Source organism: Synechococcus sp. PCC 7336 (assembly GCF_000332275.1).
In the GTDB taxonomy this organism is placed as follows: Bacteria; Cyanobacteriota; Cyanobacteriia; order Thermostichales; family PCC-7336; genus PCC-7336.
The window spans coordinates 2,351,970-2,376,431 of sequence record NZ_CM001776.1 but is presented as its reverse complement, the minus strand read 5'-3'; the positions used below and the strand labels follow the sequence as shown (position 1 = coordinate 2,376,431).

The window sequence follows — 24,462 nt, the reverse complement described above, 5'->3', positions numbered from 1 at the left end:
AGGTCGCAGTGCCCTGTCTTAAGGAAAATCTCAGATCTTGACGGGAAAATCTTAAATCTTGACCTTCAGAGATTGTCGATTCAATGGTGTGGCCTGTCTATAAAAATGGTGTCGTCTGTCTATACAAGGTGTTCCACGTCAGTTCGCCAAGTGTCTGGCCCCCATCCCCTAGCCCCTTCCCCCAAAATTGATGCTGCTGGCGAAATTCATATTCCGAAACATTGGCCATTTGTCTAGATGCCTGTGGCCCCCTTCCCCTAACCCCTACCCCCAACTTTGGGGGCAGGGGAACAAGGCCCCGTAAGGATTTTCGGCTGTTTCTCCCCTCTCCCAAACTTGGGAGAGGGGCCGGGGGTGAGGGCATGCAGAGCCATCGAACTCAGGTTGTTCCCGGCTTACCGGCAACCATCGAGACTAGAGCAACAGAATCGCGTTCGGCCTTTTCAGTTTAGACCGAACGCGATGGATACAAAGGGACTTAACTATAGAGTTCCAGCAGGCATATCGGCCCCGCTCGCCCCACCCTATCTAGTAACTATCGCCGTCAACAGTTTGCATGCCGAGCTGCAGGTTGGCTTGATGGAGTCGATCGGCGATCGCCTGCTGCAAACTGACATTGACCTCCGGGTTCGTTAAGGCTTCGTAAGCCAGCTCTCGATAGGAAGCACTGGTCACAACGTCGATACCGTCTATTTGCTCGAGCAATCTGAGCCTGTCATAGATCGTTTGTGGAGCCTTCAACATGGGATTACATCCTCTTTACGTAGGCGCTCTGATAGTCCTTACAATAGTAGCTATTTCGACTGTCGGCATTCATTCACTCGTAGCGATATCGCTCAATAATTCACCAACCATCGAGACTTTTTACATTCGTTTAAGGTTTGAAACAATCTCTCAGGATCGCTCGGCGGACGAGGGTGCGGACCAGTCAGCGAAATTGGCGATCGAGTTCACGCTCTCGTGACAGCATTGCGCGCGGGTAAGAGGGATTTTTTGGCTAGATATTCCTGGATCTCGTGGGGTTTGAGATGGCAAAGGTCTTTGGCGATGTCGTGGATTTGGAGACGGTTGGTCAATGCAGTTGGCAATAACCCCCGCACAATCCCCAAGATCTGAGGTTCGGCGATCGCAATCAGCCGTCGAATCCCTTCAGCTTGCTCGAATTGGACGATTTTATCCACAATGGCGTGGGCAAACCGGCGCTCGAATTCCACGATGTGATTTTGGCGGCGATCGTCATAGGTGTGGCCGCGACTGTTCGAACCGCGATTTCGACCAGTTTGGACGTTGGCCCACAGCTCGCTGCCGTGCATTCCCTTAGCCTCATCCGTCAATCCGTCCCGCTCGATTAAATCTGGCCCCGATTCGTGTTCTGGAAAATCTACGGGCTTTAAGGTCAAAAAACGGGCTTTGGTGCCATCCATTACGACCACTAGATATTTGCTCATCATTATCTCCAGCGATACGCCTCTACTTCAATCCTAAGCAGGCGATCTCGCTCCGTACAGCGATCGCGCACGAAGCTTAAGATTGTCGAGTGTTTGAGGTCCAGTGCAGAGCGCCACAGTCTGCCGGTATAGCGGTCCCCCTTGTGCGTTAGGTTTGATAGGGTGCGCAGGCTGTCTGAAGGAGTTTGACGGTGAATTTTCAGGAAACGATTGCGACGCTACACCAGTTCTGGGGCGATCGCGGCTGTTTAATTGCGCAACCCTTCGACACGGAAAAGGGTGCGGGCACGAAGAGTCCCCACACGTTTTTGCGGGCGATTGGCCCCGAGCCTTGGTCGGTGGCTTATGTGGAACCCTGTCGCCGTCCGGCTGACGGCCGCTATGGCGAAAATCCCAATCGCTTTCAGCACTATTACCAATATCAGGTGCTGATCAAGCCCTCTCCCGACGACATTCAAGAGGTCTATCTCGACTCGCTGCGGGCTTTGGGCATCCATCCCGAGGAGCACGATATTCGCTTTGTGGAAGACAACTGGGAAGACGCCGCTGTGGGGGCCTGGGGGTTGGGCTGGGAAGTCTGGCTGGACGGCATGGAGGTGACTCAGTTTACCTATTTTCAGCAATGTGGCGGCATCGATTGCAAGCCGGTCTCGATTGAGATGACCTACGGTTTAGAACGGCTGGCGATGTATTTGCAAAACGTAGACGCGATCGCCAAGATTCGCTGGAATGACAAGCTCACCTATGGGGACGTTCACCTGCAAGGGGAGATCGAGCAATGTCGTTACAATTTTGAGGCATCCACCCCCGAAATCCTGTTTCAACTGTTCGAGTTATACGAAACAGAGGCATTGAAGTTACTCGATCTGGATCTGATTTTGCCCAGCCACGAATATGTGCTCAAGTGTTCGCATGCGTTCAATCTCTTAGATGCGCGCGGGTCGATTTCGGTGACGGAGCGGAATCGGTTTATCGATCGCGTGCGGGGCATGGCTCGGCGGGTGGCACGGGCATATTTGCAGCAGCGAGAGGAACTGGGTTTTCCGCTATTGGAGAAGCAGGCAGAGATGACGGCTGGGTTGGCTCCTTAATGTTAGCAATCGCGATCGGGATTTCAAGCCATGACAGCTGTGTGGTGCGAGTTGATGCGGTGTCGCCAAGCGCAACTTTAGGCGAGAAGAGTGAGAACTGTAATGATTTCACGGGACAGAACGGCTACCCAACCGCTGCTATAGAACGCTAGCAGCTCGTTGCAACTCGGCTAAGGCCCGATTGTAATTCAACAAAGCACTCACCCGATTCGACTCCGCCCGAGTCAAGTCGCCCTCGGCCACCAATACATCTAACTGAGTTCCCACCCCCGCCTGCATCCTCAAACGAGCACTTGCCAACCCCTGTCGCGCTCCCTCCAGTGCCGCGTCAGCCACCTCTCGATTGCTGGCATTGGACTCTAATGCCCTAAACGCCCGCTCTACCTCCAAGCGAATTTGACTGCGGGTATCGGCAAACCGAACCTCGGCGATCGCCGCATCTGCCGCCGCCTGCGCTGCTGCTGCCCGTGCCGCCCCCCCATCAAAAAAATTCCACCGCACTCTCACCCCCGCTGCATAGCCGTCGTTGCCGCCAATGTCGTCTTCCAGATCGTCTGTCAATTGGTAGTTGGCAAATAAATTGAACTGGGGCCAAGTGCTTGCGAGCTCGGCCCGTCGCTGTTGCAGGCCAATCCGCCTTTCCGCTAGCAGTTGTTCGAATTCAGCCCGATTGTGATAGGCCAAGAGAATGCTATCCTCCAAACTCAGATCCCACTCCCCCGCTACAGCCACCGGATCGGCAGTTGTGACGTTTGCCATCTCCCCCAGCCCCAACAGTTGCGTGAACTCCCGCCGCGCAATCTCTGCTGTCCCTTCCGCCCGAATCAGCTCCTGCTGGGCGTTGGCCAATTGCACTTCCCCCCGCACCACGTCAAACTGCGATCCCCTACCTGCCCGCTCCAGCCAGCGGGCATCGCTCAAACTGCGACGGAAATTTTTCACCCCCGCCCGCGCAATCCGCAACTGCTCTTGCGCCTCTTGCACGGCATAGTAGGCGATCGCCACATCCAGCCGAATGTGCTGCTCCAGTTGCTGGATCTCCAACTCGTCCGAGCGGATTTGCGCTCGGGCTGCTGCCTGCTCTGCCCCCCGCCGACCAAAGCTGAATAGGTCGTATTCGAGTTCGATGGCGGCATCCAAAAACAAGCTGTCGGGGTTGTCTTCCCCATCTTGGCGATCGTCGAGGGTTTCGCGGGCATCTTGCTCGTATTCAACGTCCCCTGCTACTGCCAAGGTGGGGAAATTTTCAGCCCGGGCTTCTCGCAAACCCGCTTGGCTGCGCTGCAGTACCAGTCGGGCAATTTGCAAACCCCGGTTGTTTTGCAGTGCTAAATCGACCGCTTCATCTAACGTGATGGGCTGTAGGTCTTGCAGTTGCACGTCCGCCGGTTGGGTGGGTAAGAGCAGGCGATCGAGACTGGTTTCTAGAGGTGGAGCTTGACGGGTCGTGGCGGGTGGGTCGGGAAGGTGCAGGGCGATCGTCTGGGCGATCGCGGACGGAGCCAAGCCGGAAAGGATAGTGCTGCCGACAGTTGCTGCAACCAGAAGCTGTGTTGCCCTCTCCCCCCCAAAACTCAACATTGGAGGACTGGTGCGAGATTGTCTTTGGGGCTTCCGAGCTCGATCGGGTTCGACAACAACTGGGCTAGAGCCCCCCACGAGTGGGGGCTCTAGGGGGCAAAGGCAGCTAGATAAATCGTCATTCAGAGCGGTTGAGATCGCGTTATGCAAGAGCTTTATCCCTCAACAAAATTCCTTTATATACCTGAGTTCGATGGCGCTGCATTGCCCTCACCCCCAGCCCCTCTCCCCAGGGAGAGGGGAGCGACAGCCTCAAACCCGCAATCTACCGTTCTGTTCCCCTTCCCCCAAGTTTGGGGGAAGGGGTTAGGGGATGGGGGCCAGACACCTGCCGAACTGACGTTCATAGGGTTCGCCCTAGCGCGTAAACCGGAAGCGACCATTCACTTTTTGGCCTTGAATATCACTCAATACCGCCACCCGATACTCTCCAGCCACTGTGCTGTCTAAAACTGTGGTGTAGTGCTGGCCCTCGGCATCGTAGGTCATGTCTAGCACTGCCTGACTGCCGTCGGGCAGTTGAACTTGCACCTTGACGGCTGCATCGGGAATGGCTTCGTGGGTGTCGCGGGTTTCGAGGAAGAAATCGAGATGAACAGTCGTTGCTTCGATCTCCGGCACGAATTCCAAGAAATAATCCCCCGATTCCAGTGCTTGACCGCCATATTGCGCGTCGACGTGGGCCAGTAAAGCCGACCCCGAGCCTGTGGCAGGGACGTAACTCTCCGCGCGAGATGCCTGCTGTTCGAAACTCATTCCTCTTGCGAATGCTCCAAAGGCGGACATTGCGATGCCCGCGCAAGCTAGCAGGATGGCAGTGGATGGTTTGACGGTCATGGGGGTAATCCTCTAAGTGAACTAGGGTTTGGAAACTTTGCGATCGCCTCTGAAACTCAGAGACTGGCTTCAAACTCTGCCAAAATTTTGGGTTTAGGTGCAGCAGTCGAGCGCTCGGAGATCAAGAATCTGCCGAATTGGGCATACAGGGCGGGCAGCACCACCAGCGTTAGAGCTGTCGAAGTGAACAGTCCTCCCAACACCACCACCGCCAGCGGCTGCAAAATCTCCTGCCCCGCACCGCGACCGAACACCAGCGGCAACATCCCCAAGGCAGAAGTCAGGGCTGTCATTAAAATCGCCACTAACCGCTCCATCGATCCCGAGGCGATCGCCTGATGCAGCGGTATCCCCCGAGCGAATTTGCTGTTGTAGTTATCCACCAGCAGCAAGCCATTGCGAGTGGCCACACCAAACAGAGTAATGAAGCCCACCATCGAGGCCACCGACAGCACGCCGCCGCCCAGCGCAATGGAAACCACCCCTCCCACCAAGGCCAGCGGCAGATTGACTAAAATCGCCAGCATTCCCGCAACGGAGTGAACGGCAAAGTACATCAGTACGGCAATGGTGGCGATCGCCAAGCCACCGAAGACGAGTAGGTTGTGGCGAGCCCGCTGCTCCGATTCGAACTGGCCGCCGTATTGGATGAAATAGCCCGAGTCGAAATTCACCCGTTCCTGCACGCGGGCTTGAATATCGTCCACCACCGAGCCCAAATCTCGACCGGCGACATTGGCAGACACCACAATCAAGCGAGACACATTCTCCCGAGCGATCGTATTGGGACCGGTGCCAAATCCGACGCGGGCCACCTGCGCCAGTGGAATTTTCTGGCCGCTGGGGGTGTCCACCAACAAATTGCGAATGGTCTCTAAATTACTGCGAGCCTCTTCCTGCAGCCACACCACGAGATCCACCAATTGCTGCTCGTCCAGAACCTGCGACACCACCCGACCGTTCAAGGCCGTTTCCACCACCTCGGCGATTTGGCCCACCGTCAGACCGTAGCGAGCCGCCGCCGCGCGGTCGAACTGAATTTGCACCTGCCGAATCGGTACCTGCGGTTCCAGTTGCAGGTCCACCAAGCCCTCTACGCCTTGGATGGCCGTTTCCACATCCCGCCCAATCCGGCGCAGTTGGTCCAAATCGGGACCGAAAATCTTGATGGCGATCGCACTTCTCACCCCCGAGAGCACCTCGTCCATGCGGTGGGTGATAAATCCGCCGATATTGGGGGCGATGCCGGGGATGCGGGCGAACTCTGCGCGAATGGCGGCGATCGCCCCCTCTCGATCCCTCAGCCCCTCGGCACTCAACTCCACATCCAAATGCCCCAAATTCACCCCGCCCGCATCTGCATCTCCCGCCGCGCGCCCCGCCCGTAACTGCAAGGAGCTGAAGCGGGGATCGTCTTTGAGAGCCGCCTGCATCGCCAACCCCGCCTGATTGGTACTTTCCAGCGACGACCCCGGATACAGCAGCATGGCATTCACGAGGGAAGGTTCCTGAAACTCGGGCAAAAACACCCGCCCCAATCCAGAGAACAGCAGTAACGACAGCAGCAGAGCAGTGGCCGCCGTCAGCAACACCATCCGCGAACGGCGCAAGGCAAAATCCAGCATCGGACGATAGCATCGCTGCGACAGTGCCGTCACCCAAGTTTCGTCGCTGGGTAGGGGGCGATGAGTCAAGAGGAAGGCACAGAGTGCGGGAGATAAGGTCATCGCCACCAACGTGGACGCGAAAATAGAGACCAAATAGGCAATTCCCATCGGCGCGAAGATGCGCCCTTCTACCCCAGTCAAGCTAAAGATGGGGGCAAACACGACAGCAATAATGACGGTCGAAAAGATCACGCTGCTGCGCACCTCAACTGACGTGTCGTAGACCACCTGCAAGGGGGGGACTGGGTTGCCCTCTAGCTGATTGTTGCGCAGGCCGCGATAGGCATTTTCCATATCCACGATCGCGTCATCCACCACCGACCCGATCGCCACCGCCAATCCCCCCAGCGTCATGGTGTTAATGCCCAGACCAAAGGCATTCAGGACGATCAGCCCCACCAGCAGCGACAGAGGGATGGCACACAAGGTAATGACAGCAGTCCGCCAGTTCATCAGAAATAAGAGCAGGACGATCGAAACAATGATGATGCCATCCCGCAACGAGCCGCGCACATTCTGAATGGCCGCAGCGATAAAGTTCTCCTGCCGAAATGTTTCCGTTACCTCGACATCGGCGGGCAAACTGGCTGCAATCTCCGCCATGGCGCGATCGATCGCGCGGGTCACGGTCGGAGTATCGAAGGCGGGCTGCTTGTTGACCACCACCACAATGGCAGGCTTGCCATTGGCGCTCCCGTCTCCCCGCTTCAAAGCCGCCCCAATGCGCACGTCCGCGACATCCGACAGCAGCACCGGTCGTCCGTCCCGAGCGGTCACCACCGATTGCCCCAACTGCTCTAGCGATTCAATCCGGCCCACCCCCCGCACAATCGTTTCCACATCGGGGGTAATCAGAAATCCGCCCGCCGCATTCACATTGGCGGCAGCAGCAGCCTCCGTCACCTCCTGCAGCGACACGTCGAAGGCAGCCAAACGCTCGGGGTTCACCAGCACTTGATACTGCCGCACGTCTCCGCCGTAAGCAATCACCTGAGAAACCCCCGGCACCGACAGCAGGCGATTGCTAATATCCCGATCCACCAACCGACGCACGTCCATCAGCGGCGTAGTTTCAGCAGTGAGTGCATACATCAGCACCGTGCCGATGGGGGAGGAGATGGGGGAAATCTGCGGCGATTCTGCCCCCTCTGGCAATTGCTCTCGCACCTGCTGCAGTCGTTCCGCCACCAGTTGTCTGGCCCGAAACACATCGGTATCCCACTGGAAAATGGCCTTCACCACCGAAATGCCCACAGCGGAGGAGGAGCGCACCGTTTGCACCCCCGGCGTGCCGTTAACGGCACTTTCAATCGGTAGCGTAATTAACGACTCCACCTCTTCGGGGGCCAATCCGGGGGCTTCGGTTTGCACTTCCACCTGTGGCGGCGCAAAGTTGGGGAAGACATCCAGGGGCATTTGGGTGAGGTTGTAAACCCCCAAAACGGTCGCGGCGATCGCCCCCAGCACCACCAGCCAACGCTGCACGATGGACCATTGCAAAATGGCATTGAGCATGACTTTACAGTTTTCTCGCGACTTCAAGGGGCTTGTCGGTTTGAGCACTTGTGGCTGAGGTTTTGTCGCGTTCGCGCCGCCCCGCCCAGGCCGTTCCCGCCCAGAAGGTGCTGGCTGCGATCGCCCCGCCAGCCAAGCCCAGCCCCCACCAAGGCATGGAAGCGCCAGAAGTTTCCGTTGCTCCAACCTGCCCGTCGTCCGCACCAGAACTGCTCCCCCGCAAGGACTGGGCATAGAGCTGACTGGCCCGCTGACTGACAACGCGATCGCCCTCAAAGAGTCCGCTCTCGATCTCCACCCAATCGCCAGCCGTCCGCCCCACCGTCACATCCAGGGGTTCGAAAACACTGCCATTCTCAATGAACACAAGCGTCCGATCGTCCACCTCCAATACTGCAGATTGGGGCACCACCATCACGGGGGCGGGAGTTTGTTCGGTCAAAATTTCTAGTTCGGCAAACATTCCGGCTTTGAGCGAGCCGTCGGCATTATCAATTTCGGCTCGTACCGGCACGACGCGAGTCGCTCCATCCACCACCGCTCCCACACTGGCCACCCGGCCTGGGAAAATCTGCCCCGGCAAACTGGCCACCTCCACCCGAACTGACTGGTTGATAAAGGTGCGGGCTAAATCTTTCTCTTGGATATTGGCGGTGGCAAAGAGGCGATCGCTGTTCGCAATCGCCATCAGCAACTGCCCGGCATCTGACAGTGCTTCGCCAGAGGTCACGGCGAGCTCGACCACCTCTCCCGCAATGGGGGCCGCGAGGGTGAGAATGCCATCTGGAGTGACGTTGCCCCCCAATTGCTCGAGGCGAGCTTCGTAGACGGTTCCACTCAACTGCAAACGGGATTGAGCGGCCTGCAGATTAGCTTGGGCGCGCTCCAACTCTGCCGAGGCTTCGAGCAGCGATCGCGAATGGCTGGCTTGAGTCAGCGCACTCTCCGCCGCTGCCAATTGAATTTCTGACTCTGCCACCAATTGCCGAGCAATGACTCCCCGAGACAGCAGAGCTTTATCATTCTCGTACCGCTCCCGAGCCGTTTTGACATCGATCTCGGCCCGCGATCGCTCAGCCGCAGCAATCTGTCGCTGTTGCCCGTAATTTTGCTGCGCCAATTGCAACTCTGCCTGCGCTAGCTGCATTTCGGTTGCCGCTGCTATGCTTTGCTCCTGCGCGCTGACGTACAGTTCCGCTAACTCTGGGCTGAAGAGAATGGCGATCGGCTGCCCCGCTTCCACGGTTTCGCCGGGAGCCACCAACACTTGAGTGAGTGTCCCTTCCACGGGACTGGTGACTTCTGCTTGGCCGTTGGGTAGGAGCTCTAACTGTCCGGTGGCCTCAACTCCGAAAGTCAGTTGCTGCAACGTTACAGCTGTTATCTCGATGCCCAGACGCTCGGCCGTATCGGCATCCACCTGCACTGCATCGGCGGCTGAAATCGCTCCGCCCGTTTGAAATTCATCCCCATGTCCGCCGTGGGCAAAGGCGGGACTAGCGGTGGATAACAAGAGCAGGAGCGGGGCAATGTCGGACAGAATATGTTTGTTCGGCATAAGTTCGAGCAGTTCGCGACAGAGCGGGAGAATGAACTTTGACGTAATGTAGTATCTCCCCTCAAGTGGAGAGTCAAGCCCTGAAGATTTTTTTGCCTTCGCTTAAGATGAATGCCAGTCAGAGGCGGCGATCTCGGAGCGATCGAGAATACTGTTATTCTTTTTGCAACACGCGCGCTCTTGGGGAGATCTTGAGGCTGCTGGCGGTCTTAGATCGAAACATGGCTGCCCTTAGTTGTTGGGAACCCACGCTTTTTTGATGCACAATCGAGAGTCAAGCTCCATCATTATCGTGTTGGATAATTGGGCAAATGATTCCCTCCTGCCGAACAGAGGCAGGACTAGCATCCGAGATCAAGTCTCTCAATTGAGTTTTCAGTTCCTCTAGTTTTCGAATGTTATCCTCAATTTCTAAAACTCTCGCTTGAATGTTTTTCTTCACTTCACCACAGGGGATATCGCCGCGATCGTGAATTTGGAGAATTGAACCAATTTCTCGCAGGCTAAAGCCCAATTCCTTGGCTCTTATGATAAATCTCAAGCGAGGGAGCATCGCTCTGGAAAAAAGTCGAAAACCTCCCTCAGTACGCTTCTCTGCCTCAATCAATCCCAGTTCTTCATAATAGCGAATGGTTTTAACTGAAATACCAATTTCTTCCTTGAGCTCTCCTATTTTCAGAAGCTCTGTTATTTGGCAAGACATAGTATAAATTCTCAGGCGATCGTAGAACGAAATCGATGGTGGGTGCCAACCCGACAGGGTTTCGTCGAGTTGAAAGGCAACTGCTCGAACAAAGTTTCAAGCAGCAATAGCTACTCTAGCAATAGTGGCGGCAGGAGGAATAACGAGAGAAACAGCTCGATCCATCATAGACAGAACCTCCATTCTAGAAATTGATGCTTACACGTCGAGCGTAAAATCTCCCCTTGACTGGAGGCTAAAGCAAAAGTAACAAATCTTTGCATTGGTGTCTAGATCGAGACAAGCTAAAAATTACCCGTTATTAAGGCAATCTAGAGAGAAATCATATATTCAATTGAGTACGGAAGCAGGATGGGTATCCGAGACCAGAGCTATCAGTTGAGCTTTCAATTCCTCTAACTTCCGAATTTTATCTTCGATTTCTAAAAGTTTGGCTTGAATATTCTGCTTCACTTCGCCACGAGGAGCTTCACTGCGGTTGTAGATTTTGATAATTGCACCAATTTCTCGTAGGCTAAAGCCTAGGCCCTGGGCTTGTTTGATAAACCTCAAACGAGGGAGCATTGCTCTGGAAAAGAGGCGAAAGCCTCCCTCGGTACGCCTCTCTGCCTCAATCAATCCCAGTTCTTCGTAATAGCGAATGGTTTTGACCGGAATACCGCTTTCCTCTCTGAGTTTTCCTATTTTTAGAAGCTCTGTTGTTTGACCAGACACGATCTGCTTTTCCATCGGTACAACCTGAGTTCGATAGCTCTGCATTGCCCTTACCCCCAGTTCCTCTCCCGAGGGAGAGAGGAGAAACCGCCGCAAATCTTGGCTAGATTTTGTTCCTCTGGCCCCAAAGCTATGGTTGATGCCATGCTTAGCGGGGGCGTAAGCTGGGTATCCCATCCGAGTCTCTCAGGGCGATCGCGGTATCCCCTTCCCGCAGTTCGGACGCAACAATGGTCGAGCGGCCTGCAAAGTCCACCCGAGAGCCGGTAACTTCTATCTCATCACCCGAGGCCAGGTTTAAATTTTGCGAATCTAAGAACCAGCGCGGACCGAGGTGAATGGGTAGAGTCTCCGTGCCAGTATTCACCGAGATTTGCATCCCTGGAGACATGCCTGCTGAGGGTGTGAAAGAGTCTGTGCCGACAATCGTGCCTCGCACCGTTTCAACGGTGTTGAGGTTATACATTCTGCCATGCTGCTGGCCGTACCCCCAGCGATCGCCTCTCATCCAGCCTCCGCCCCTGTGCCGTTGCGACATCATCTGGCCGGGACCCATACTTGGATCGCAAGACGGCCTCTTACACCTCAATCGTAAAATCTCCCCTCAACTGGAGACTAAAGCAAATGTAATCAATCTTTGCATGAATGCGCTATTAGAGCAGGCAGAAAAGCATCTATTCTTATGGCAATCTATGGTAAAAGCCCTATCGTGGTGAATTATGAATACAAAAAATATCGCCATCCAGTCGATCGCGTTTTTTACTATAGTAAGCATCCCAATTGCTCGTGCGGCAGCAAGTGAGCGCGATTGGATCTTCCCAGATCCGCAACTGGAGGCAGGAATCAGAATGTTTCTCAGGCTTCAAACTGAACAGTCACCAGGAGCCAATTCGATTGAGCAAATCACTCAGTTAGATATTTCGCGGACTAGACCTCAATCAGGCAGTATTGCTTCTCTTGAGGGTATCCAAAAGCTTTCGAAGCTACAAGAGCTTCTGGTGACTGACAATCAGGTCCGCGATCTCGCACCGCTTGCCCATTTAACTGAGCTCAGTGACCTACACCTTGAAGGAAACCAGATTGCCGACATTAGTCCTCTTGCCAATCTAAATGAGCTCATCTATCTCCATCTCGAAGACAACCAGATCGAGGATCTCAGTCCGCTATCGAGCTTAGATAATCTGGTCGAGCTACACCTCAGTAATAACCGTGTTGTCGATGTCAGTCCACTGATTAATTTGAGGAATTTAAAGGAATTAGATCTCTCGGGCAACCCTTTAGACAACTGTCAGCCTTTACCGCCAGCCACACGAGAAATCACTATAGGCTGCCCTGACTAATTAACGATCTTGCTGAGGTTGAGATATTTTTGCATGTCCGAGTAACTGCCAACGCACGAAGTAGAGAATCAAGGGTGGAAGAACAATCCACTGCAGAAGGGGCAGCCAACTGATTCCTATTCCCGGCACAACTAACCCTGAAAGGCCGTAAAGATGGGCAATCCGCACTCGGTAAATTTCAGAAACAAAAGTATAGGCAAATCCCAGGCTGGCGAACAAAACCACCTGTCGCCAACCCGGCTGTAAAATCCAGAAGCGCGATCGCAGCAGTAAACTGGCAATCCAGTAACAGACGACGATAATAATGCCATCGCCGACTGTGCAGTGATTGATGGCAGCAATCTTAGCTGCCAGAGACGATCGATCGTAAAACTCAAAGAAAGGAGATTGCCAAACTTCGTAAACAAAATTTACTAGGAAAGCAAAGACAAACAGATTGACTTCCGGTAGCAATAACACACGCTCGAACCAGCGAGTAGCAAATGATTTCATGGGACTATTCTGCATTTCAGTTTAACTGAGTGGAGTCCGTCATACTAGAGCAATTTCTGGTATGACGCATAAATTTTAAACTCTCCATCGAGATGGAGAATCAAGTCCTATCGCAGTCTGCGATTAAAAAGTTAACAGTTACCTCTTGACTATCCAGTCAACTGGAGGGGTTAGGGTTGAGCTGGAGCTACTGAAGGAAGCGCGCACTGTGACCAAAAGACTTGTAGAAGTGTTTACAGCCGGTTGTCCGCTCTGCGATGAGACTGTTCGTCTAGTTAACGAAATAGCCTGCCCTAGCTGCGACGTCCGAATCTACTCTCTAGCAGATAAGAGCCAGGGGGAGGAAGCCAGCCAGAAAGCCAGCCAGTATGGAATTTATCGGATTCCTGCTGTGGTTGTGAATGGTAAGTTGGCTGAATGTTGCCGCGACCAGCAACCCATGACTCGGGCGGCTCTCGTAGCAGCTGGTGTGGGACAAGGATAATGTGGACTCTCGATTAGTCGTGCCGCGCAAGCGATCGCGAGGACTGCAGCTATTCCCGGTCGTAGGACTTGACTCTGTCCTTAGCGGGAGAGATTAAAGTGCATGCGTAACTATAGCAGTCCTAAACTACTTGTAAAAACTGTAAAACCTGAGATCCTTACTGGGAAAGGGTTCTGGCGTCCTAAGATGCCATTAGTTTTACGACTCAGATCGGATCGCTATAGTCACTCAACGAGAGCTAATGATGAATATCTGTCGTAATTTTGCATTTGCAGCATCCGCCAGTTATCTCATCTAAAGGCTCGCTCCACCAGACCCCTTTTGTATCAAGACGACGAGAGTTTTGTCAGTCAATCAGGGGATAGCTGTGAAGGTAGTCTTCCCAACAGTTCAACTCAAATGAGTGAGGAAATCGTGAAAAGAATTCTCTTCATGCCTATCTGCCATTTACTGATGACCTCCACAGTAGCTCTTGCTTTATTAGTTCCGACGTCGCTATCCTCTCTCGCCGATGCCGGACATTCCTCACATCACAACTCGCAACAACAAGTCCCTGAAACACCCTTGGCAGTTAAACTAGAAACAACGACTGATGGCCCCCTTGTACCTGGAGAAACTGTCACAGTCACCCTCACACTCTCGCATGTTGATGATAATTCGCCGATGACGTTAGATGATTTGCGCGAAGTTCATACTGAAAAAATTCACCTTTTGATCGTCGATCCATCTCTACGCGATTACCATCACGAACACCCCATTCCAACAGGTAAACCCGGCGAGTATCAGTTTAGCTTTACACCAAACACAACTCATGATTACCGGATTTGGATAGACATCACCCCGGTTGATGGCAACCAGCAATATGCGATCGCTGACTTAGAAGGCAGTGCATCGTGTGCAGCACCATGCGTTCGTGAAACGGTAAATACTTCAGCAACAGTCGCTGGCTATACCTTTGACTTGTCATTCGATGTCGATAGCTTAACTACGAGTGATGGTGCTACAGGGTCAATCCGCGTTAGGGATGAGGAAGGTCGGGATGTCACTACACTTGAACCTATCTTAGGTGCATTTGCTCATCTTGTTGGGTATGAGGGAAACTATACTGGCATTGCTCACATTCATCCCCTAGGTGAAGAGCCCAGCAGCTTGGATGAGCATAGCGGACCAGAGCTCAAGTTCTTTATGCGTCCGAAAACTGCCGGTTATCTAAAGCTGTTTGCCCAGGTTAAAATTGATGGCCAAATTTTGTTTGTACCCTTTGATCTGGATATATTGCAAAATCAAACTATGTCTCATGGGCTTGGGCATCGCTAGAATTCTAGCCCAAAAGAGCTATCATCTCAGCTATGATGACCTCTTCTCATATCGACAGTTCTGGAAAGCAATGAGAAGTCCTATGCTGGAAAATGCCGAAACCATCACGATCTAGAGTTGCATTCATTTTTCTGAATCAGCTCGAACTTGGCCGTTTGAAGAGACTTTTGGCGCAGTGCGATCGTCTGCCGTCTGTTCGCGAACGACCACAGTCCCCCGAAACATATTCATGCCGCAGTGGAAAGAGTACTCTCCAGGCTGCTCTGGGGTAAATTCCACGGGTGTTGTTTGATGGAGATGCAAATCTACTGCGCGGTGAAAATCGGGCAGGATGACCTTTTCGAGGCAACTGCTGGGGTCTTTACGAAAAAAACTAAGCCGAACGGGTTGACAGGCTATGACGACAATCTGATTGGGCGAGTAGCCGCCATCAACGGCGATCTCAATTTCTTGTACCCCCTGCTTCACTTCGGCTTGTCGAGCTTTAGTCTTACTGAACTGGAACCACCATAACTCTGCACCAATTAATGCTAAACCTCCTAGAGTGACAGCAATTTTACTTGATGTAGATCGATCGGCACGGCGAGATTCCTCAGTGGGTGGTGAAGTAGGCTCGGATATTTGTGCAACGGCAGTACCGGTAGCCACCCCAACGATTAGTCCCAGACTAAGTAAAAGATTATATCGCTGATTCTTCGCGAACATTGGCTTCATGACTCCCTGGCTATAAGGTGGTTTTGGGTTGGAAATTACGCAAGCGCAAGGCATTCGTCAGCACAGACACTGAACTAAATGCCATTGCAGCTCCAGCAATCACAGGATTGAGCAGCCAGCCCAAGAGGGGAAAGAGAACCCCGGCAGCAATCGGAATGCCAGCGACGTTATAAATAAAGGCAAAGAAGAGATTTTCTTTAATGTTTCTCATCGTGGCGTGGCTGAGCTGAATAGCAGTCACAATCCCCTGTAGATCTCCAGAGATGAGCGTGACATCGCTTGCGGCGATCGCCACATCTGTCCCCGTACCAATGGCAATGCCCACATCAGCTTGGGCCAGCGCAGGGGCATCGTTAATGCCGTCTCCCACCATCGCTACAATCTTGCCTTCTTCCTGAATTGATTTCACTTTGGCAGCCTTCTGGCCCGGACGGACTTCAGCAAACACTCGCGTAATGCCCACCTGTTGAGCGATCGCCTCAGCAGTGCGTTTGTTGTCGCCTGTCAGCATCACCACTTGCAATCCCATCTGTTGTAAAGCCTTCACCGCAGCAGCAGAAGATGATTTGAGGGTATCGGCAATCCCGATTAGCCCCTGTACTTGACCGTTAACGGCTACCAAAACCGCCGTCTTTCCCTCCGACTCCCACTGTTGTTTGCGCCTCTGCAAAGGTTGGATATCGATCCCCAACTCTCCAAACCAGCGTTCTGTACCGACTTGCACCCACTGACCTTCCACGTTGGCTTCAACGCCACTCCCAGCAACGGCATTAAAGTTCCGCGCTTCTGGCAGGCTCACTTGTCGAGCCCGAGCGAATTGAACCACTGCTTCCGCGAGGGGATGTTCGGAATTCCGCTCTGCAGCAGCAACCCAGCGCAGCAGTTTTAAATCATTCCCGTTCAGCGTCTGGAAATCAGTGACGGCGGGCTGACCCTGCGTCAGGGTTCCCGTTTTGTCCAGCACAATCGCCTGAAGTTTATGGGCCAGTTCCAAGCTGTCGGCACTCTTAATTAAGATGCCATTCTCTGCGCCCTTGCCCGTCCCCACCATGATGGATGTGGGAGTCGCCAAGCCTAATGCACAAGGACAAGCGATAATCAGTACGCCCACAGTGGTCAGCATCGCCAGGGTGACATTCCCCATAAGGTTGAACCAGATGACGAAGGTGGCGATCGCGATCGCAATCACCACAGGGACAAACCAACCGGTTACCCGATCGGCCAACTGTTGAATGGGGGCTTTTGAGCCCTGAGCTTGCTGGACTAACTCGACTATCTGAGCTAACACGGTGTCCTTGCCCACTCGCGCAGCCTGGAACTTAAAACTGCCTGTTTTATTGATAGTCGCGCCAATCACGTCGTCGTCAGCTCGCTTCATCACGGGTACGGACTCACCCGTCACCATCGATTCGTCTACAGCAGAAGACCCTTCGATGACCGTTCCATCCACAGGAATTTTTTCACCTGGACGGACTAAGATTGCATCTCCAACCACAACCTCCTCTAGCGGGATATCGAGCTCTCGACCTGCGCGGATAACGCGAGCCGTTTTTGCCTGTAGACCCATCAGTTTCCGAATTGCTTCCGAGGTCATACCCTTGGCACGGTTTTCTAGAAAACGTCCTAGCAAAATCAATGTCATGATGACCGCAGCTATTTCGTAATAAGCTTGCGCCGACAGACCTTGAGAGCTCAAGACATCTGGAAAAACCGTGACAAATATCGAATAGAGGTACGCTACTCCGGTGCCCACGGCCACCAGAGTATTCATGTCGGCAGTATGTAGCTTGAAGGCTTTCCAAGCCCCCACAAAAACGTTTTTTCCGCACCAGACCATCACTGGCGTCGCTAATACGAACTGCACCCAAGGATGACCCAACCAGATCGGTATCCCAGGCAGGTTCAAACCTGTCATATCGGGAAGGTCTCCTAAAATCAGTAGTACACTCATCACGCTTCCAACAACCACTTTGCGCCTTAAATCGTTCTGTTCTGCCTCGCGAGCTGCTTTCTCTGGATCGTCTTCACTGGCCCCAGCTTGCCGCAGGGGTTCTGCTGCATATCCGGCATCTGCGACTGCTTGCTGAATTTGCTTGAGACTGGTTTGTCGATTGTCGAACTTCACGGCAGCCCGTTCTGTTGCAAAGTTAACATTGCACTCAATGATTCCCGGAACACTTTGGATGGCTTGCTCGATAGTCGAGGCACAGGATGCACAGCTCATTCCTCTTAGCTGGAGCTGTTGAGTTTCCATAACTGCTGACCCACAGGTAGTGTTGAATGAATGTCGCTCGATGAATGCGATGGTTACTCTTCCACCGTCAGGTCGCCAGTCTCGGGTTCTGAGAGTTGGCTGGGGCTACCCATCATTTCTTGTCTAGGTCCTCGGCCAGAATCATCCATCATCATTGGCCCAGCTTGCCGATCTGGACCGCCCATCATTCCATTCCCTGCCTGTGACATCATTCGATCCATCTGTTCTGCCATCTGTGCCATCTGGCCCATCATCCTCTGATGGTGCTGACCCATCTGCTCTGGGGTCATCTGGCCCATCCTTTCCTGCATTCGACCCATCCTTTCCTGCATCTGACCCATCATTTGTTGCTGCTGTTGGCGCATCTGTCCGGGAGTCATGACTGTCTCGGTGGCAGTTTCACTGGGAACAGCCGGGTTTTCTGCTTCTATTTGAGCTAGCAATGGCATCCCTGCCAATACGAATAGAGATATCCCTATTAAAGAAATGGGGACAAAGTTTTGGCGAGTTACGTTCATGATTCAGCCCTCTAGTACTACACTGCATAAACCATCGAGTACCAAGGTCAAGATAGACTCTCCAGCTAAGCGGAGGGTAAAGAGATCTGCACAAAAGTTTACTTCATCGCAAAAGATTTCATCTTAGCTCGGGTGGATATAGAACTCATTAAAAGATATATAAACCCCGTCTAGTCTGAAACTCGTCGTTTCGATGAGGCACCTATTAGTCCCTCTCACTGGCGCTGTCGATCGCTGCATTTGCCCCCTAGGTCCCCCAGTCTGGAGGACTTGACTAGAGTGCTAGTTGGGGTTTAGAGATGAGGAAGGCGATCGCTATTCTTAAAGTTCTAGAACGAAGCCAATAGCCTCTCGCAAGTCCCCCACTGGTGGGGGATTTAGGAGACCGAGTGCAATATCTAAAAATTCTAGATCTCAACTTAGACATAGTTTATATCAAGGGTTTACGCTCTCTTATACAATGCGATTCAATCTATAATTGAATAAGCCTTAATTGACAGTTTTATTTTAGGATGCTTCTCGGTATTCTGGAACGATTGGAAGTTGATAAAACCCTTGTGGAGGTACATCTAGAGCATTATTGAATTTGCTAGATAAATTCTGAAAGCCAATCAGCCCTGTCAATTCAATGGATACTATCTCGATCGAAAAAGTCATGCAATCGTTTCACTCAAAAGAACGCAATTCAGGGCTGAGCGGAGAGCCCTTTCGGTCGAGGACTCCATACAAGATTGCAACAGCAGCGAACAGTAATGAAGCTCTGGACTATAAAAACGTGAGTTCGACAAGGGACTGGCCCCCACCTCCTAACCCCTTCCCCCCTCGCGAAGCGTGGCGTCAGCCGTAAGTTTGGGGGAAGGGGAATAGAACGGTAGATTGCGGGTTTGAGGCTGTCGCTCCCCTCTCCCTGGGGAGAGGGGCCGGGGGTGAGGGCAATGCAGAGTCATCGAACTCAGGTATAACAAGGTCGGCTTCAGGACTTCGAGCTCGCAGCGGGGGGCTTGCTGCGCTTGCGCTTGCTCCATGCCTCTCCCTCCCAGTTTTACCGATTGCAGCTCCCTTCCATCTCATTGCCACCGATGGCGGTTGAGGGCTCGGTTTGCTGACTTTCCAGGGAAAACGGTGTACCACTGTCACATTCTCGACCACGAAGATCTGGGCATGATGGGGACCGTCGAGGTCACGGCTTAGGATTGAGAGACACCCGCATCAATCAAGCTTGCAATTGAAGTCTGTAAGTCTGAATTTCAAAAGGCTTAAACGTGACTGCAAATCGATCGCCTCGTGCGGGCAACTCAGACATAGCATTCTCCAACAGGTCGCAAACCTGCAGCGAACCGATCGCCTGCGAGACCTGCACCTCAGTGGTGACACTTTCCCCACAAGACTCGTATAACCGCACAATCCAGCCCGCGCCGTCTTCTGCCCGCTTCCAAGCCGCCAGCACGATCGCCTCGCTGTCAATCTCGATGAGGGGGCGATCGCCAGAAATACTCCCCTGTGGCAAGGGATAGAGGGCGTTATTCAGATGCCAGCCCTGGCGCACAATGCCCGCAGCTCGCCAATTGCCCGCATGGGGAACCAGACGATAGACAAACTCGTGTCGGCCTAAATCGGAGTTAGGATCGGGCCAAGTGGGCGATCGCAACAGGGTCAATCTCAGCCCATTGGGCTTGGCATCGTAGCCATACTTGCAATCATTCAAGACCGCCAGTCCCATGCCGTCGCCACTCAGATTGGCCCACCGCAACGCAGGCACTTCCCACTTGGCCCGCTCTTGTGAGGTCTCCCCTAACGTACTGCGCTCGATCGCTCCAAACGGAATTTCATAGGTCGCCAGCGGCGCGGAAAAGGCCAACGGAAAATTGGCTTTGAGCAGTAGATGACTCTCTTGCCAATCCCATTGATTGCACACCGTCACAAAGGCAGCATCCGCCTCTAGTTGAATCTCCTGCTGCAGGCGCGATCGCCGAAACTGCCACACCACCCTTACCGAGGCCCGCAACGGTCCCGACTCCACCACTTCAATCGCAACCAGCTTTAAACCCTCCAGCCGCTTGGCTTCGTATTCGGGATCGATATTCCAGGCATCCCAATATTGACCGCGATCGTCAAACACCTGCAGCTCCGCATTGCCCGACAACAGCGCCCGACCGGAACGCTTATCGACAATTTGGCCGATCTCCCCTGTCTTCAAATCGATCTGCACCCGCACATACCGATTCTCTAGGCGATCGCCAGCGACCTCCAATGGGGAATCCACCTCGGGCAATGCCGCGATCGCCCCTCGCAGCAATTGGAATTGGGCAGCTCCCATGCTGGCGACTCGGGCCGGAAACATCAGGCCAGAATCTGTCACTTGGATTGGCAGCACCTGCGAAGTTTCGATCTCCAGAACGCCTGAAACGTTTTCTAAATTCCAATCGGTATCCGACAACTCCACTAACTCGCGGCGTTCCCAATTCAATAAATTCCAGACGGAGAAGCGATCGCGATCGCCATTGCCGTCCGCCAGTGCGGCGATCGCCTCTCGGCAAACTCGGCGAACCTCGCCATCGGCGCGATCGGCATCCGCAAACGCCTCTGGAATCGCCGATCCCGGCAAAATATCGTGAAACTGGTTGGTTAAAAAGGTTTGCCAAGCTGCCTGCAAATCCTGTTGGGGATAGGGAATATTGGCCTCAATCGCGGCGATCGCCCTCAACTTCTCAACATTGGTCAGCCATACTTCTAGCTGGCGATTCTGACGCTTGCGATCGGCCTTAGAAGTATAGGTGCCGCGATGAAACTCCAAGTACAGCTCATCCCGCCAAACCGCTAGCTCCAATTGGTCTAAGTTGGGTTTGAGGCGATCGAAAAACGCTTCTGCCGTGGCAGGCTCCAACGAGAAAAACAAGTCATCTTGCCCCCAACTGCTGGCCACATTCAACATATCCGCCGTTGGGCCGCCGCCGTGGTCCCCCACCCCATACAGCCATAAAGACTCTCGCGTGCCGCAATCGCGCTCCCATTGCACGACAGACTGGGCGATCGCCTCCGGCTCGATCCCCTGCCCCAATTCATTGCAGAAATAGGTCAGAATGCGCGACCCATCCAACCCCTCCCACCAAAACAGCTGATGGGGAAATGAATTCGTGTCATTCCAAGTGAGCTTTTGGGTGATAAACACCTCAAACCCACTTTTGGCCAAAATTTGCGGCAACTGCCCGCAAAAGCCGAAACTATCGGGATTCCAGGCCACCTTCACCTGCCGATCGAAGCGCTCGCGAAAATACCGCTGCCCGTACAGCACCTGCCGCACCAACGCCTCGCCGCAGGGCAAATTGCAATCGGGCTCCACCCACATGCCCCCCGTCAGCTCCCACCACCCCTGCTGCACCGCCTGCCGAACGGTCTCAAATAGTGCGGGATAATGCCGTTCGATCCACCCATAGGACAGTGCCGTGCTCTGGTTAAACGTCATTTTGGGAAACTGCCGCTGCAAGTTCAGCACCGACTCAAACGTGCGCTGCACCACCGCCTGCGTTTCGGCGATCGGCCACAGCCAAGCCACATCAATATGGGCATTCCCCAACAAATACACCCGTCGCTGCTTCAACTGGCGACCGAAGGGCAGTAACTCCCCCCGCAACTGCCCCAGTTGCTCCCAGATCCGGTCGTCAATGGGCCGCTCGAAGACCTCTAGCAAGCGATCGCCCCACGCCTGCCCATCCCAAGCCGTTTCATCCTCGCCGGAGTCTAACAGTGGCCGACAACTCTGCAGCACCGCCAGCTCATCCGCCAACCGTCCCGGATCGCAAACCCGCTGGGGATATTCCGCCACGATCTGCGAAACCATCAAGGCCCCATCGTCGTGGCCGGGGCTCTCTAGCCGCAGTTCCAGCTCGAAGCGCTCCCCCGCGATCGCCGCTACCGACAGCGGCAGGCGACAGTCGCGATCGAATAAATCCCCTGCACAAACGCGATCGCCATTCACCCAAATCTCAGCCGCTGCGGCCCACCACAACAGCTTCAACCGCAAAGTCGCTCCTTCCAAGGGCAATACCCCTAAGCGATCGGGCACCTGCCAAGTTTGTCGGAAGATCTGTCGTTGCTGCCCTCGCGGCCACATCCAAATGCGACGCTCCGGCTCTAACCAAGTGCGAGTGTCACCGGCAGGACTCGCCTGCCAACCGGCCATCAAATCCAGCACCGCCTGCTGTCTCAAACAGGCGATCGCTTTCCCCAGAGACCGGTCCAACCCTTCCGCCAACCTAAGCTAACGCCTGCCGAACCGTGCGGCGGAGCAACCCCAATCGCACCCACTCAATGCACTCCTGCTCCGACGAAAACAGCTTGGGTGCGGCGATATTGTTCAAGTTGCCTGGAGTGTAGTGATCGTAATAGAAGCGACCGGCAGCCTCGTGAATGACAATCAGGTTGTTGAGATAGGTATAGCTCAGGGTGAAGTGGGTCGGCGAACCGCCAATCGCTTTGTGGCGATCGAGGTGGGCTTTGGCAAGCTTGACAACCTCGTAAGCATCCTCGGCATAGACACCCGCGATATTCTCAGTCTTGTGCCATTGGTGCTGGTAGCCATAGCCCGATAGCAATACGTAAGAAAACAGCGAGCGGCCTGAAATTTTCCCTCCTTCGAAGGGAATAATCATAAAACCACGGTGGGAAGCTGCCTTGTCATATTGGTAGTTTGTCATGGCTGACCCCGACCCCCTGTGTTGTTTGAGATAGCGAGAAACCGCTCGGATGTATGCATCTTAGGGCGGATGTTTCTGTTTGCAATATTTTACTCAGAATAATACAAGAATCGACCCGGTCTAGGGAGCCCCGGACGCACTTCTTGACATTCCGTTGAGGAAAATCATACTCAAAGATCTATTTGATGCAATTTTCCTTAAACATATGTTCTAGATTGAACGAACCTTCAAGCGATATCACTCAACTCTCGATAAAACATGAGGGCATCGACGGTCTGACCGTTGCTGAGCCGAGCGGCATGAGGGATGCGGCCAATGGTACTAAACCCCAGCGATCGCCATAGCGCGATCGCGACATGGTTGGTTTCAAACACGAGATTGAACATCACCGCCGCATAGCCCGCCTGTTTGGCCAGCGAGAGCATTGTCTCTGTCATAAACCGCCCGATTCCCATATTGCGGCAGGCTGACTGCACGATAAACCCTGCGTTAGCAATATGCTTGCAGCGACCGGGAAAATTGGGCTTGAGATAGAACGCCCCTAAGAGCTCTGTGTCCGCTCGCACCACATACGTGTCTCCCGGCATCCAGTACTCCTCAAACTCTGCCTCCGTGAGTGGCTTGCTAAAGGCATAGGTCATTCCTTCCGCGATGACCCGATTGAATAACGTGCGCGCTGCCTGCTTTTCTTGAGGGCGCATGCGATCGAGTTCGATCTCGATATCGCCCTGCAGAATTTTTGGTCTGGGAAGGCGCATCCTCACCTTATCCACTGAATCGATCCTTCCAAACTTGACGCAAGACTGAACAGCGGCCAAATCCCCGCACAAGCTTTGCTCGGGAGGCCGACTGTGGTGTGTGGTGGTATCGCTGCTGCATTGTTTGAGTGCGGACGGAGGGACTCGAACCCTCATGGTTGCCCACACGCCCCTCAAGCGTGCGCGTATACCAATTCCGCCACGTCCGCAGCAGGAGTCAGCATAGCATTCTCAACTGCCGCAATGCCACCATACAAAAAGGGCGCGATCGCCCAATCGCTGCCAACTCGTGCGAGGGCGATCGCTAATCTGTCAGAATTAAAGTTAAAATTGCGTTTCTAGAGGCTGTGTTCTCCGATGACTTCCTCCCTCAACCGCCTTTCCTCCAGTGCTCGCCAGGTGGCCGAAATCGATCGCAAACTCTCCGCGCGACATCTCGATCTCGACCCAGCCGGATACTTTGTCATCTTTGTCGATTCCGACGAAGGGCTGATTTATGCCAAACATTACGGCATTGTTGTGAATGAACGGGGGCTGGCAATCGACCCAGCAACGGGTAAGCCCCTGCCTGCCAAAGGAGAGATTCCCACCCAATTGCTCCAGACCTTTTCCGGTCGCAGCGCGAAAGAATTGAGCGTGGCTGTGTTCGAGCAGACCGATCCTATCCCCGTTTCTCAACTGGGCCATGCCGCTTATTTGGGCAGAGAATTTCAAAAAGCAGAGACTGCCTTAATTGACGGGAGCCCATACATTCAAGACTGACGCTTTTAGGTTGAG

The 24,462-nt window shown here is 53.7% G+C and carries 22 protein-coding genes and 1 tRNA gene; 6 read left to right on the top strand and 17 right to left on the bottom strand.

Going from position 1 to position 24,462, the window contains the following annotated elements:
* Nucleotides 1-528: 528 nt before the first annotated feature.
* Complete coding sequence (locus SYN7336_RS11290; RefSeq protein WP_017326049.1) at nt 529-744, bottom strand: hypothetical protein; 216 nt, start codon at nt 742-744, stop codon at nt 529-531.
* A 206-nt stretch (nt 745-950) separates the two neighbouring features.
* Nucleotides 951-1,448: a host attachment protein gene (locus tag SYN7336_RS11280; RefSeq protein ID WP_026100917.1), complete on the bottom strand. Its 498-nt coding sequence runs from the start codon at nt 1,446-1,448 to the stop codon at nt 951-953.
* A gap of 191 nt (nt 1,449-1,639) precedes the next feature.
* On the opposite strand from SYN7336_RS11280, the gene glyQ reads away from it, so the two are divergent.
* Nucleotides 1,640-2,539 carry a glycine--tRNA ligase subunit alpha gene (gene glyQ / locus SYN7336_RS11275; RefSeq protein ID WP_017326046.1) on the top strand — a complete coding sequence of 300 codons (900 nt, stop codon included), beginning with the start codon at nt 1,640-1,642 and terminating at the stop codon, nt 2,537-2,539.
* Between the two features lie 138 nt (nt 2,540-2,677).
* Here the strand turns inward: glyQ and SYN7336_RS11270 are convergent, their stop codons facing one another.
* From SYN7336_RS11270 to SYN7336_RS25505, 7 genes are all read right to left on the bottom strand, one after another.
* Nucleotides 2,678-4,270, bottom strand: a complete 1,593-nt coding sequence (locus tag SYN7336_RS11270; protein WP_156820124.1) for a TolC family protein — start codon at nt 4,268-4,270, stop codon at nt 2,678-2,680.
* Nucleotides 4,271-4,477: 207 nt separating this feature from the next.
* Complete coding sequence (locus SYN7336_RS25520; protein WP_156820123.1) at nt 4,478-4,957, bottom strand: hypothetical protein; 480 nt, start codon at nt 4,955-4,957, stop codon at nt 4,478-4,480.
* Between the two features lie 56 nt (nt 4,958-5,013).
* The gene (locus SYN7336_RS11260; protein ID WP_017326043.1) at nt 5,014-8,139 is read right to left on the bottom strand and encodes an efflux RND transporter permease subunit; all 3,126 of its coding nucleotides are present in this window, start codon (nt 8,137-8,139) and stop codon (nt 5,014-5,016) included.
* Nucleotides 8,140-8,143: 4 nt separating this feature from the next.
* Nucleotides 8,144-9,697 carry an efflux RND transporter periplasmic adaptor subunit gene (locus tag SYN7336_RS25515; protein WP_017326042.1) on the bottom strand — a complete coding sequence of 518 codons (1,554 nt, stop codon included), beginning with the start codon at nt 9,695-9,697 and terminating at the stop codon, nt 8,144-8,146.
* A gap of 274 nt (nt 9,698-9,971) precedes the next feature.
* Nucleotides 9,972-10,400: a heavy metal-responsive transcriptional regulator gene (locus SYN7336_RS11250; RefSeq protein WP_017326041.1), complete on the bottom strand. Its 429-nt coding sequence runs from the start codon at nt 10,398-10,400 to the stop codon at nt 9,972-9,974.
* Nucleotides 10,401-10,730: 330 nt separating this feature from the next.
* Entirely contained in the window at nt 10,731-11,129 is a 399-nt protein-coding gene (locus tag SYN7336_RS25510; protein ID WP_017326040.1) for a MerR family DNA-binding protein, read from the bottom strand.
* Between the two features lie 133 nt (nt 11,130-11,262).
* Entirely contained in the window at nt 11,263-11,670 is a 408-nt protein-coding gene (locus SYN7336_RS25505) for a DNA-binding protein (RefSeq protein WP_156820122.1), read from the bottom strand.
* A gap of 163 nt (nt 11,671-11,833) precedes the next feature.
* Between SYN7336_RS25505 and SYN7336_RS27955 the strand changes: the two genes are divergently transcribed.
* Nucleotides 11,834-12,454: a leucine-rich repeat domain-containing protein gene (locus SYN7336_RS27955; protein WP_017326038.1), complete on the top strand. Its 621-nt coding sequence runs from the start codon at nt 11,834-11,836 to the stop codon at nt 12,452-12,454.
* Here SYN7336_RS27955 and SYN7336_RS11230 read toward each other — a convergent pair whose 3' ends face one another.
* Nucleotides 12,455-12,946, bottom strand: coding sequence for a hypothetical protein (locus SYN7336_RS11230; protein ID WP_017326037.1), 492 nt, complete (start codon nt 12,944-12,946; stop codon nt 12,455-12,457).
* Between the two features lie 208 nt (nt 12,947-13,154).
* Between SYN7336_RS11230 and SYN7336_RS11225 the strand changes: the two genes are divergently transcribed.
* Nucleotides 13,155-13,430, top strand: a complete 276-nt coding sequence (locus SYN7336_RS11225; RefSeq protein ID WP_026100914.1) for a thioredoxin family protein — start codon at nt 13,155-13,157, stop codon at nt 13,428-13,430.
* A gap of 321 nt (nt 13,431-13,751) precedes the next feature.
* Nucleotides 13,752-14,747, top strand: coding sequence for a hypothetical protein (locus SYN7336_RS25495; protein WP_156820121.1), 996 nt, complete (start codon nt 13,752-13,754; stop codon nt 14,745-14,747).
* Nucleotides 14,748-14,870: 123 nt separating this feature from the next.
* On the opposite strand, the gene SYN7336_RS27950 is transcribed toward SYN7336_RS25495, so the two are convergent.
* The 3 genes from SYN7336_RS27950 to SYN7336_RS25485 all read right to left on the bottom strand — a co-directional run bounded on the left by SYN7336_RS27950 (nt 14,871) and on the right by SYN7336_RS25485 (nt 18,233).
* On the bottom strand, nt 14,871-15,395 hold the full coding sequence (locus SYN7336_RS27950; protein WP_227498643.1) for a cupredoxin domain-containing protein: 525 nt from the start codon (nt 15,393-15,395) through the stop codon (nt 14,871-14,873).
* 76 nt (nt 15,396-15,471) lie between these two features.
* Entirely contained in the window at nt 15,472-17,715 is a 2,244-nt protein-coding gene (locus tag SYN7336_RS11210; RefSeq protein ID WP_038025909.1) for a cation-translocating P-type ATPase, read from the bottom strand.
* Between the two features lie 53 nt (nt 17,716-17,768).
* Nucleotides 17,769-18,233: a hypothetical protein gene (locus SYN7336_RS25485; protein ID WP_017326032.1), complete on the bottom strand. Its 465-nt coding sequence runs from the start codon at nt 18,231-18,233 to the stop codon at nt 17,769-17,771.
* 1,023 nt (nt 18,234-19,256) lie between these two features.
* Between SYN7336_RS25485 and SYN7336_RS32010 the strand changes: the two genes are divergently transcribed.
* Complete coding sequence (locus tag SYN7336_RS32010; protein WP_083885702.1) at nt 19,257-19,424, top strand: multicopper oxidase domain-containing protein; 168 nt, start codon at nt 19,257-19,259, stop codon at nt 19,422-19,424.
* Nucleotides 19,425-19,446: 22 nt separating this feature from the next.
* Here SYN7336_RS32010 and SYN7336_RS11200 read toward each other — a convergent pair whose 3' ends face one another.
* From SYN7336_RS11200 to SYN7336_RS11185, 4 genes are all read right to left on the bottom strand, one after another.
* Nucleotides 19,447-22,473 carry a glycoside hydrolase family 38 C-terminal domain-containing protein gene (locus tag SYN7336_RS11200; protein WP_038026925.1) on the bottom strand — a complete coding sequence of 1,009 codons (3,027 nt, stop codon included), beginning with the start codon at nt 22,471-22,473 and terminating at the stop codon, nt 19,447-19,449.
* A gap of 13 nt (nt 22,474-22,486) precedes the next feature.
* On the bottom strand, nt 22,487-22,927 hold the full coding sequence (locus SYN7336_RS11195; RefSeq protein WP_026100911.1) for a hypothetical protein: 441 nt from the start codon (nt 22,925-22,927) through the stop codon (nt 22,487-22,489).
* 227 nt (nt 22,928-23,154) lie between these two features.
* Nucleotides 23,155-23,841, bottom strand: coding sequence for a GNAT family N-acetyltransferase (locus tag SYN7336_RS11190; protein ID WP_227498642.1), 687 nt, complete (start codon nt 23,839-23,841; stop codon nt 23,155-23,157).
* A tRNA-Leu gene (locus SYN7336_RS11185) sits at nt 23,815-23,894 on the bottom strand. The genes SYN7336_RS11190 and SYN7336_RS11185 overlap by 27 nt, the downstream gene beginning before the upstream one ends.
* Before the next feature lie 148 nt (nt 23,895-24,042).
* Between SYN7336_RS11185 and SYN7336_RS11180 the strand changes: the two genes are divergently transcribed.
* On the top strand, nt 24,043-24,447 hold the full coding sequence (locus SYN7336_RS11180; protein WP_017326028.1) for a DUF4346 domain-containing protein: 405 nt from the start codon (nt 24,043-24,045) through the stop codon (nt 24,445-24,447).
* Nucleotides 24,448-24,462 lie beyond the last annotated feature (15 nt).